This window comes from Mycobacterium attenuatum (genome assembly GCF_900566085.1).
Taxonomy (GTDB): domain Bacteria; phylum Actinomycetota; class Actinomycetes; order Mycobacteriales; family Mycobacteriaceae; genus Mycobacterium; species Mycobacterium attenuatum.
Genome location: NZ_UPHT01000179.1, coordinates 1 through 9,597, shown reverse-complemented (window position 1 = coordinate 9,597; position 9,597 = coordinate 1). Strand labels below are relative to the sequence as shown.

Below are 9,597 nucleotides of genomic sequence, written 5' to 3'. Positions count from 1 at the left end.
GGCCCGACTTGCGCATCACCTGCACCGCCACCGCACCCGAAGCGGTGCGCACCTTGCGCACAAACACTCACCGGACCCTACCCGGTTAGTAAGCCAAAACCCGCCCTCCGCCACACAAACCAGCAGGTCACAGCAATTCTGAGCTCGAAATCCAACAGAGGTGTCCTAACTCAGGTCAAGGTTCGAGCAGGGACCGTGCATGCCCGGATGACTCCACCCGGGTACGGGAGCCCGTACGCAAAGCCGCTTCTACGACGCGGCTGCCAGTAGGTCTTTGAGTAGCGTGTTGGCGTTGCAGCACACCTCCGTGAGGTGGTGGCGAGCACTTTCGCTTGGAGTGAGGCCTCCTGGTGGCCAATGCAGTTCGTGCCAGCCTCTGGTCAAGGCCACCGAAAGCTGTTGGCCGGCAAGATTGTTGATTCGCATGATATACCCAGCCTCGTCAACGTCGCCGTGAATGTTCAACTCAAGGCCAGCATCGCCGACAAGCACACCACTACTGAGCGCCTCATATACTAAGTCTGCCAAGGTAGATCCCGGGGAAGCATCGGCGGGGTCGGGCAGCTGGTGTGGCAGCCAATCGCTTTCGTCAGCAACCCAAGCCGAGAAGGCGTCCTCGTCGATGCTGAACGGCACTCGGGTGCCGTGAGCAGTGACCACAAAGGCCGGAGCACGGTATGGGACGCGGGGCGTGGTAATGATGCCGGTCACTATCAATTCCAATCTGCGTGCCGCGTTCGAAGGGTCATTCAGGTTGGTGACCATGTAGCCGTTGTCCATCACCGCAGTGGCGTTACCCAACCCGGCCTGCCTGCCCTGCCTGCGCTCGGCTTTGCCGATGATCCTGCATCTCCCTATGAGCTGACGTCGTTGGCCATCGAGGGCGGTGAGGCACTCAGGCGCATAGCTCATATGAATCCGATAAAGTAGGGATTCACACAAGCTACACCGATAGGGTAGCTACGACAGTGAATCTGTCAACTAGAATGGATTGACTGGTGCCACTTTTTATAGGAGCTGCGACTATTGTTCTAGCTTTCCGGTCGACTGTCGGTGCCGACCAGAAGTGTTCTCATGTGTCGTAAGCCGTGGCAGCCCAGCCTCTAGATCCGATTTATCGCTTGGGAAACTGATGGCTATGACTGACGGCGTTGCGAAGCCCCCAACCACGCTCGCGGACAAGATCGATACCTTGTTCAAGATCATCCGGTCGCCGGAGGGAGCTCAACACACCAATAATGAAGTCGCGACAGCGTGTCGAGAGGCGACGGGAGAAAGCTTCTCGCCGACGTACCTGTGGCAGTTACGTACGGGCCGGCGGGATAACCCGACTAAACGTCATCTGGAGGCGTTGGCGAAGTTCTTCGATGTGCCGGTCGCCTACTTCTTCGATGACGACCACGGCAAGCAGATCCAGGCAGAACTGGAACTACTTGGAGCATTGCGCAATGCAGACGTTTGTAATGTTGCCTTACGTGCAGTCAACCTCTCACCGGAGGGGTTGGGAACCGTTAACGACATCATTGACACGATCGTCAACCGCGAAGCTGCTCGCCGAGAGCTGACATAAGCGAAAACAAGTCGTGCTCAAGCTATTTGCAGCGGAACCACTTGCCTGGACGGTATCGGCTGTGCGTTTCATGCATGCGATGATGGTGCCGTGCTCGACATCTTTGACGAGGACTTTGCGCGCAATCCTTGGCCGGTGTTGTCATCGCTGCGCGACAAAGACGCAGGTGTACATCGGGTTGCGACGCCCGATGGGCCGCCGGCATGGTTGGTAACCCGATTCGCCGACGTCCATCAGTGCCTGCTCGACGACCGCCTCTCAACTAACGTGCGTTTTGCTGACGGGGTCGATTATCCGGGATTCGCTGTTCCGGCCCCGCTGGATGTCTTTCAAACCAGTGATGCCGATGATCTCGCGCGCCTGCGGCAAGCGCTGGTCACCGAGCTGGCGCCGCGACGGCTTGACCAATGGTCTGCTCAGGCCGCGCAGTTGATCGAGCCCACACTGCGCCAACTACAGGGAGTCACTGAGTTCGACTTCGTCGACCGTGTGGCTATTCCACTACCTGCTGTCATACTCGGCGAGCTACTTGGACTGCCCAATGGTGCTCGTGATCGGTTACTCGCTTGGGCGAACTTGACGATGCGCCCCGGCGCGGCGCCGCGAGCAAGAGACACACTGGCCAGCATGCAGGAGATCATCGCGATCGTCATCGAATATGGCCATCGGGGCGAGGAGCAGACCCTGCTCACTCGGTTGATCGCAGCCAGCACTGTGAAATCCAACGAGCTGGCCGGGCTGCTGTTCTACCTGCTCTTCGTCTGGTATGAGGTGCTCATAGACCTGCTAGCCGGGTCAGTGCTGGCGTTGTCGAGCAGCCATGGACAACTCGAAGCTCTGCGTGGATCCGACCAGACGCGAGCGGTCGACGAACTGCTTCGCTTTCTCTCACCACAAGTGTTGGCTGGACCACGCTTCGCGGTCGCCGATGTCGAGATCGGCGGGCACACGATCGCCGCTGGGCAGACGGCGCTGTTATGTCTTGCAGCGGCCAACCATGATCCGCAAAGATTCGACCGCCCCGATGAACTCGACCTGACCCGCTCACCCAAGCCGCATGTGGCACTCGGCCACGGCACCCACGCCTGCGTGGGTGCCGCATTGGTCCGCCCGATCACCGCCGGTGTTCTCACCCAGCTCTACACCCAATGGCCGCGATTAAAGGTGACCGACCACGAGGACGCCATTGCCTGGCGCTCCGGATTTCGCCACCGCGGTCCGCTTGCCCTAGCGGTGAAACCGGGTTGAATAGGTTGGAGGGCGTGAATCGGAAATGCAATGACCACAACAGCATCTGATTAATTGTGCGCTCCAGCACCCACCGACACGACGCAAGCAACGCCGCCATGACCGCAAATAAGCCGTGCCGATTGGTGTCCGGCCAAGCCGCCAAGGCAGACCTTCGATGATGAACCACCGGGCATTGCGCGCCAAGCTAGCCGAGCTAAACCTGGCAAAGCGGTTCACCGTGGCTCAGCTAGCCGAAGCACTGGCGCGGCAACGCGGTCGGCCACTGCGCCTGTGTCCAGAACCACTTCCGGTTTCAGGACCCTCGGGCGTGCTTGCGGTGACACCCGCTATCGATGTCATCGCCTACCAACTCTTAACCAGCAAGCTACATCAGGACCACATCATCTGCCACGAATTCGGCCATCTGCTTGCTGAGCACCAACTCCCCGTTGTAACCGGCCGTGAAGCTATATATCTGATCGCGCCGAATCTCAATCCATCTCTCGTGCAACGCATCGTAGGTCGCAGTTGCTCATCACACGACCAAGAATCCGAAGCCGAACACATCGCCGATCTGCTGATGTCTTACCATGTCATATCCGGGCACCATCAGGAATGGGTAATGACAACGGAAGCGGAAATCAGAAGTCTGGCTGCGACTCTGGGCACCGGAGACTGACCCGAGGTGCCGTTCGCGGTAACGTACGGCAGCGTCGCGGCACTGGCTATCACGGCGTTCACCTGGCGGCTGAATCTGGCCATCAGAAATCCTCACAGTTCCCCATTATGGGCCGTGGCTGTAGCTATCGCCTGCGCGGCAATCGGTTTCGAAGCTGCTGTGCCCTCTATCTACCAGTGGATCGGGCGCATCAGCGGTATCCCCAATCTCGCCACTCTGATTGTCTACTCAGCCGTCACCACCGCCGTACTGGCCAACATCGTGTGGACCTCCTACCTGGTGACGCCTGGCCCGCCGATATCGACAAGTCTGGTCTCCAACCCTCGTCGAATCATCTTGGTGAACCTCGCCGTTGTCAGTGCCATGGCGATCCTGTTTTTCGCTTCACCAGTGCACAGCCAAAGTCACCCAACCGATTTCGACTACTACTACGCAACGATCGGCATCGTCGATGTCTTCTTGGCGGTTTATCTTTGCGCGTACACCTTCGGGCTGCTCCGCTTGATCATGCTGTGTGTCCACTGGATACCGCGTGTGCATCGGCAGATCTGGCTGCGGCGCGGCCTAACCCTGCTGGCTGTGGGGTCTGCCATCGCGATCGGATACAGCATCGGCAAGGCAATCGCCATCACCGCCGCCTGGGCAGGAATCTCGATGCATTCGCTGAACATCACCATCGCTCCCGCCTTCGCCAGTCTCGGCGCGGCACTGATGCTGGTCGGCTTTGTGTGCCCTTCACTGATACCGCAGTGCAGCGGGGCAGCGCGGCAACTGTGGGCGCTCTACCGCCTACGTGTTCTGTGGTCAGATTTGGGCGACGCGCTGCCGGACAACACCCGAACAATCCCAACGATGCGGCGGTCTATTCGAACTCGCTTGTACCGTCGTGTCATCGAAATCCGTGACGCCCTGTTGATTCTTCAACCACACTTGCGTCCGGAGACCACCACCCGCGCCGAGCAACTCGCCACCACACTGCACATCACAACCAGCAAGCAAGGCGCGGCGATCGAAGCGGCACGAATCGCCGCAGCATTGCACGCCCATCGCAGCGGCTGGGCGACCACCGACGGCGCTGAGGTGTTCTACCAACCTGACCAGCTCTCGTTCACCGGCGAGGTCCGCTGGCTAGCTGCGGTCGCCACCGCGTATCGGACCTGCCCGCTCGTGCCTGCCCTTCTTGGCGAACTCGGTCCTGACTTCGGACATTTGGCCTAGCCCGGATTTTGCGCGCAACTTGGCGTGACACGCTGCTGGTTTAGCGAAAGTGCCTGTCCTGCAATGGATAATGCGACTGCTGAAGGTCCATCATTCCGAGCGGGAGGGCACTTTCTAGATGAAGGGTAGCGCAGCGGTTGGCCGGGCTAGGGTATCGGCTGACGGTCATGGCGTGGTGTCGCATGCGGGGATGGGTTTGTTGCGTGAGTTGGCTGACCTGACCGGATTGTCGACGCAGGTCACTGCTGCATTGGCCGATACGTACAAGTGCCCGTGGGCGTATGCGCCGGGCGCGGTGTTCGCCGATCTGGCGGCGGCCGTGGCTGATGGCGCGGACTGTATCGACGGGGTCGGGCAGCTTTGCGGTGACCGAGAGCATGTGTTCGAAGCGGCGGCCTCGACGACCACCATGTGGCGGCTGGTCGACCAGCGTGTCGATGCGGCGCGCCTGCCGGGGGTGCGCGCTGCACGCGCTGCGGCCAGAGCGGCGGCCTGGGCTGCCGGTGCCCACCCCGCACCCGGTGACTGGTTGCACATCGATATTGACGCCACGCTGATCGTCGACCACTCCGACAACAAGGAGAATTCGGCTGCGACCTGGAAAAAGTCGTTCGGGCACCATCCGTTGTTGGCGTTTTTGGACCGTCCAGAGATCGCCGGTGGGGAGGCGTTGGCCGGGCTGTTGCGCAAGGGCAACGCGGGCAGCAACACCGCGGCCGACCACATCACGGTCCTTGAGCAGGCGTTGGCGTCACGGCCCGCACAATCCTCAGGCGCCCAAGGTTGTGGTTCGTTCAGATTCGGCCGGGGCCACCCACGCCTTCGCCAAGGCCTGCCGCGATCACCACGCCGGATTCTCCTTCGGTTACCCAGTCGACGCACGCGTGCAGGACGCCGTGGACACCCTCAACCGCGGCAACGCCTGGTACCCGGCGATCGAGGCCACCGGCGACATCCGCGGCGGCGCCTGGGTGGCCGAGGCCACCGGCCTGGTCAATTTGTGGCTCTTCCGATTTAGCAGGGGCGAAGCTGTCTGGCTCTGGATGGCGCTCGCCGTGATTGGCGGGTGCAGGCCCACCGTACTCGGCGCCGTTGGTTTTCCGGTGTTCTGAGCCCGAAGGCGATACGACCGACGTGTTTGACAATCCTGTTGTAGTCTTCGCTGCGGCCGTTGGACAGTCCGGTCTGGATCGCGAGAATCATTGGCTCCTGCCAGGTTTCGATTGTTTCGGCGAGCCTGGCGATCTCGGGCACTGAGCAGGCGGAGCAGAACGCGTAGAACCGATACAGTGCGGCGGTGATCTCGTAGCGCAGCCCGCCACGAGCGGTGCAGGCCAACACGTCGCGCAGGAGCTCTTTGGCGATCCAGGCGGCGGCGATGTCGCCGTTGGGGTCGGCGCAGGTCAGCCGCTCGAACAGCCGGGTGCGTTGGTCGTCGGTGAGTCGTTCGGCGGCGCGCAGCAGCCGGCGCCGGTTGATCCATTCCTGATCGGTCTTGGGTCCGCGGCGCAGGCGATGCGCCTGGGTGGTGCGCCGTCGGACCGCATCGACCATCTCGTTGGCCTTCTTGACCAGGTGGAAACGATCCACGATCAGCCGGGCGTGCGGCAGCGCCTCCCGCGCGGCCTTCGCGTAGGTCGCCGACATGTCGATGGCGACAAATTCGATGCCGGTCTTCCATGCCGGGTCGCGCTTGTCGAGCCAGTCGGTCACCGGTTTGGCGGCACGCCCGTTGACCTGCGCCAGCAGCCCGCCGCTGCCGGTGATGTCGACCAGCCCGGTGTCCCAGCGGTCGACCCACCGGCGGGCACCGGTCTGGGCGCAGTAGGTCTCCCACTTGGCTTTCCCGCGCCGGGTCTCGTCGATCCCGAGCACCGCCACAGGTTCGGGTTCGGCGGCCAGTACCGGGTCGGCGGTCGCGATCACCGCGTCGTGGCAGGTGTTCCAGCTGCAGCCGTAGGCGGCGGCGACCGCCTTGACCGACCGGTCCTCGTCGAGCACACCCAGCGCCATCTCGGCCTTGGCCCGCACCGTCATGCGAGCCCGCGGCGGATCGACGGCGCCGACTCCGTGAAACATTTCCGTTGGCATAAGCCGTTGGCGCACAACCACTTCCGCTTCCGCCACACGATCCGCGGCCGATCCGAGCCGATCTTGACATCACGCGGCCGGGTGACTACCCAGCCCTTCGACCGCGACGACCGGATCGCGCACTCAGGGCACGTACCCACCCGGTCGGCGGCGGTCAGGACATGGACTGTGCGGATTCGATCCTCGGCGATCTCAACGGACTCCACGGTGATGCCGTCGAGCCCGAGCAGCAGGGAACTACTCTGGGACATGCTCGCGCCTCTTGCTTCTGGATGCGTAGGAACACCCAGTTCACAAGGGCGCGAGCCCTCAATCAGTCACCGACACGATCCCACTCGGTCACACCAGACCCCCATCAAGTCGGAAGAGCCCTGAATTGTGGCGACCTGCCGATGTTGTTAGGTTGCCGCCATGAGCGCTGATGACACGTTGCGGGTAGATCCTGTGGTGATGCAGGGGTTCGCCGAGTCGTTGCGTGGTGCGGCTGAGCATTTTGCAACGCAGCTGACAGAGCTTGATTCTGAAGTTGGCGAGGTGTTGGGCGGCTGGCGCGGCGCGTCGGGGAACTCGTATGGCTCGGCGTGGGAGTTGTGGCATCGCGGTGCTGGTGAGGTGCAACTGGGGTTGGCCATCCTGGCGCAGGCGGTAGCCGAGGCGGGGGCGGGGTATCAACAAAACGAGACTGCGTCCGCGCAAGCGATGCGTGAGGTCGGTGGTGGCTGAGCCGTTTCGGGTCGATCCGGCGGCGCTGTCCGAGGCGGTGCAGCGGATGGCCGAGTTCGGGCGTCACACCGAAAGCATGCTCGCCGAAATCGACTCGTTAGTGACCCGCTTGCACGTGACGTGGACGGGGCAGGGTGCGGCGGCTCATGCTGAGGCGCACCGGCATTGGGCTCTTGGTGAGGCGATGATGCGCCAGGCATTGGCTCAATTGCGTACCGCGGGACAGGGCGCGCATGCCAACTACTCGGGCGCCATGTCGACGAATAGCCGTATGTGGTCGTGAGCTGATGACCACGCTGGCGGTGGATCCGGCGGCCCTTGATGGTGCTGGTGCGGCGGTGGTGGCTGCCGGTGAGACCCTGGGGTCGGTCACCTCGACGCTGACCGGTGCGTTGGCGGGATCTGCTGGTATGGCCGGTGATGATCCGGCCGGCGAGCAGTTCGGACGTGCTTATGACGAAACGGCGGCCACCGTGTTGCAGGTGATGGCGGTAACACGCAATGGGTTGTGCAACCTCGGCGATGGCGTGCGCATGACCGCGCACAACTACTCGCTGGCCGAGGCCATGTCCGATGTCGCCGGCCGCGCCGCGCCGCTGCCGGTGCCGCAGCCGACGAGCTGCGTGGCCGCGAGTTCGGCGGCGTCGGCCATCGGTAACGGTGATAGCGCCCAGGCGGGCTGGGGTTGGGTAGCTCCCTACATCGGGATGATCTGGCCTAATGGGGATTCGGGGAAGCTGCGTGCGGCGGCCGCGGCCTGGCGTAACGCCGGCACCCAATTCGCGGTGGCCGAAATCCATGCGACCGCCGCGCCGATGAATGCTATTCGCGCTCAGCAACTCCCGGAAGCAGGACTCATCGAGGGCGCGTTTTCTGATGCCTATTCCGGCGCGACCGCGATAGTGGGCCAGTGTCAGACCATCGCAACCGGGCTGGACAAATATGCGGCCAAGATCGACGCGGTGCATGCGGCGATCCTGGATTTGCTGTCGCGCATCTGTGATCCGCTGACGGGAATCAAAGAAGTCTGGGAGTTTCTCACCGACGAGGACGAAGACGAGATCGCCCGCATCGCCCATGACATCGCCACGGTGGTCGATAATTTCACCGGCGAAGTTGATGCGCTCGGCAACCAGATCGGTGAGGCCGTTGCGCAGGCCCACACGACGATCACCAACATGGGCCGGCTCGCCGCCAAGGAATGGGAACAGTTCCTGCAAGGCAACCCGGTGGGTTGGTTAATCAATTTCACTGGGCAACGGTTCAAAGGCATGGGCGAAATCGTCTGGGGGCTGGGCGAAACAGCCTGGAACTATAACCAGATCCGCGCTCTGCTCGACCCGGTCGGTTATGGCCGCGATGTGGGTGGGATGGCCCTCGGTATGGCGCCGCTGGTTGGCCTCGGCGGCGACCACGCGCCAGGCTGGTTGGAGTCCTGGAAGGAGGTGATCAAAGACAACGTTCACTGGGACGATTGGGCAAGAAGCCCTGGCGAGGCCTACGGAAAAATGGAAGCCGACGTCGCGACGAACTTCTTTCCCGAAGGGCCGGCCGCCAAGTTGGACAGGGCCCGTGAGATCGCCGATAAGCTAAAAGCATTCAGGGAGAGGTTGTTCGGGACCCGTGACCCCGGTGGCTCAAAACCTCCTGAGCCGCCCACACCCACTGGCCCTAAGGCTGAACCGCCTGATGAGCCTCAGCCGCCGACGGACCAACAGCCGCAATCAGGAAGCCCGACGCCGGGGCCGCAGTCCAAACCCGGAGCCGGAGACAATCCGTTACCCAAGAGCCCCACCGAATCCAAGACACCACTCGAGAACAAGGCAACAACCGGGGAGCCGGCCAAACCTGCAGGGACGCTACCGGTCTCGGCAAGGCAGGCTCGGGTTTCCGAACCGACTGCATTGGGCGAGAACGTAACGCCAACTCATTCGCTGCCGGATGAACCCATCGGGGCTCAGCCTCGATCCACGGATGGACGTTGTGGCGTGAATTGTTGATTTTTGATCTTGATTTGTGGCGTGGTAGGGATGCGACGACCGCTGGTCTGCCCAGCTTTTCCTGTTGGCTTCCGGTCGTCGGGTCG

At 62.3% G+C, this 9,597-nt stretch carries 8 protein-coding genes and 2 pseudogenes; 8 read left to right on the top strand and 2 right to left on the bottom strand.

Translation table 11 applies throughout. From position 1 onward, the window contains the following. Nucleotides 1–249 precede the first annotated feature (249 nt). Nucleotides 250–912, bottom strand: a complete 663-nt coding sequence (locus EET13_RS28695; protein WP_136623291.1) for a hypothetical protein — start codon at nt 910–912, stop codon at nt 250–252. A 226-nt stretch (nt 913–1,138) separates the two neighbouring features. Here EET13_RS28695 and EET13_RS28690 point away from each other — a divergent pair, with 226 nt between their 5' ends. From EET13_RS28690 to EET13_RS28670, 5 genes and pseudogenes are all read left to right on the top strand, one after another. Beyond that, nucleotides 1,139–1,570 (top strand): helix-turn-helix domain-containing protein, encoded by a 432-nt coding sequence (locus EET13_RS28690; RefSeq protein WP_122445424.1) that lies wholly within the window; start codon nt 1,139–1,141, stop codon nt 1,568–1,570. A 90-nt stretch (nt 1,571–1,660) separates the two neighbouring features. Beyond that, nucleotides 1,661–2,818, top strand: a complete 1,158-nt coding sequence (locus tag EET13_RS28685; protein WP_122445423.1) for a cytochrome P450 — start codon at nt 1,661–1,663, stop codon at nt 2,816–2,818. Nucleotides 2,819–2,975: 157 nt separating this feature from the next. Continuing rightward, nucleotides 2,976–3,479, top strand: coding sequence for a hypothetical protein (locus EET13_RS28680; protein ID WP_136623290.1), 504 nt, complete (start codon nt 2,976–2,978; stop codon nt 3,477–3,479). Between the two features lie 6 nt (nt 3,480–3,485). Then, a complete protein-coding gene (locus EET13_RS28675) occupies nt 3,486–4,697 on the top strand; it encodes an MAB_1171c family putative transporter (RefSeq protein ID WP_122445421.1) in 1,212 nt (403 codons plus the stop codon). 118 nt (nt 4,698–4,815) lie between these two features. Then, nucleotides 4,816–5,698: pseudogene (locus EET13_RS28670) on the top strand (IS1380 family transposase); the annotation flags it as partial. Nucleotides 5,699–5,711: 13 nt separating this feature from the next. Here the strand turns inward: EET13_RS28670 and EET13_RS28665 are convergent. After that, nucleotides 5,712–7,083: pseudogene (locus EET13_RS28665) on the bottom strand (ISL3 family transposase). Between the two features lie 116 nt (nt 7,084–7,199). Here EET13_RS28665 and EET13_RS28660 point away from each other — a divergent pair. From EET13_RS28660 to EET13_RS28650, 3 genes are all read left to right on the top strand, one after another. Then, entirely contained in the window at nt 7,200–7,511 is a 312-nt protein-coding gene (locus EET13_RS28660) for a WXG100 family type VII secretion target (RefSeq protein WP_036404640.1), read from the top strand. Further along, nucleotides 7,504–7,794, top strand: coding sequence for a WXG100 family type VII secretion target (locus EET13_RS28655; protein ID WP_063470843.1), 291 nt, complete (start codon nt 7,504–7,506; stop codon nt 7,792–7,794). Before EET13_RS28660 ends, EET13_RS28655 begins: the two co-directional genes overlap by 8 nt. A 127-nt stretch (nt 7,795–7,921) precedes the next feature. After that, nucleotides 7,922–9,511 carry a WXG100-like domain-containing protein gene (locus tag EET13_RS28650; RefSeq protein ID WP_136623288.1) on the top strand — a complete coding sequence of 530 codons (1,590 nt, stop codon included), beginning with the start codon at nt 7,922–7,924 and terminating at the stop codon, nt 9,509–9,511. Nucleotides 9,512–9,597: the final 86 nt, after the last annotated feature.